The sequence below is a fragment of the Streptomyces tricolor genome (assembly GCF_002155905.1).
Classification (GTDB): Bacteria; Actinomycetota; Actinomycetes; order Streptomycetales; family Streptomycetaceae; genus Streptomyces; species Streptomyces tricolor.
Genome location: NZ_MUMF01000901.1, coordinates 1 through 583 on the forward strand (window position 1 = coordinate 1; position 583 = coordinate 583).

Consider the following 583-nt stretch of genomic DNA (forward strand, 5'->3'; position numbering starts at 1 on the left):
AGGCGGCGCAGCATCTGCACGGCGGGTTCGGCGCGGACACCGACTACCCGCTGCACCGCTATCACGCCTGGGCCAAGCACCTGGAGCTGGCGCTCGGCCCGGCGGCGGCGTACGAGGAGCGGCTGGGCGACCTGCTGGCCGCCCACCCCCTCGGCTGACGGTGCCGGCCGGCCGACGGCCGGGCCGCNNCCGCCGTCGACGTTGACCGCGTCGATGCCCTGCTGGACCAGGTACATCGTGACCTGGGCGGAACGGCCGCCCGAGCGGCAGATGACGTGGACGCGGCCGTCCTGCGGGGCGGCCTCGGTCAGCTCGCCGTAGCGCGCCACGAACTCGCTGACGGGAATGTGCAGGGCCCCCTCGGCGTGACCCGCCTGCCACTCGTCGTCCTCGCGGACGTCCAGCAGGAAGTCGCCGTCCTTGAGGTCCGTGACCTGGACCGTGGGCACACCAGCTCCGAAATTCATGGCTCCGACGCTACCCGAAGCCCGGGCGGTTCAGGCGTGCCCCAGCAGACCGGCCAGTTCCGCCTCCCGCTGGGCGATGTCGGAGCGCAGCCGGCCGGCGATCTCGTCGAGCAGCC

2 pseudogenes are annotated in these 583 nt (G+C 73.5%); one reads left to right on the plus strand and one right to left on the minus strand.

What is annotated here, in order from left to right:
* Positions 1 to 158: pseudogene (locus tag CCN44_RS47070) on the plus strand (acyl-CoA dehydrogenase family protein); the annotation flags it as partial.
* On the opposite strand, the pseudogene CCN44_RS41325 reads toward CCN44_RS47070, so the two are convergent.
* Positions 138 to 449: pseudogene (locus CCN44_RS41325) on the minus strand (rhodanese-like domain-containing protein); the annotation flags it as partial. The pseudogenes CCN44_RS47070 and CCN44_RS41325 sit on opposite strands and share 21 nt — an antisense overlap.
* Between the last annotated feature and the right edge of the window lie 134 nt (positions 450 to 583).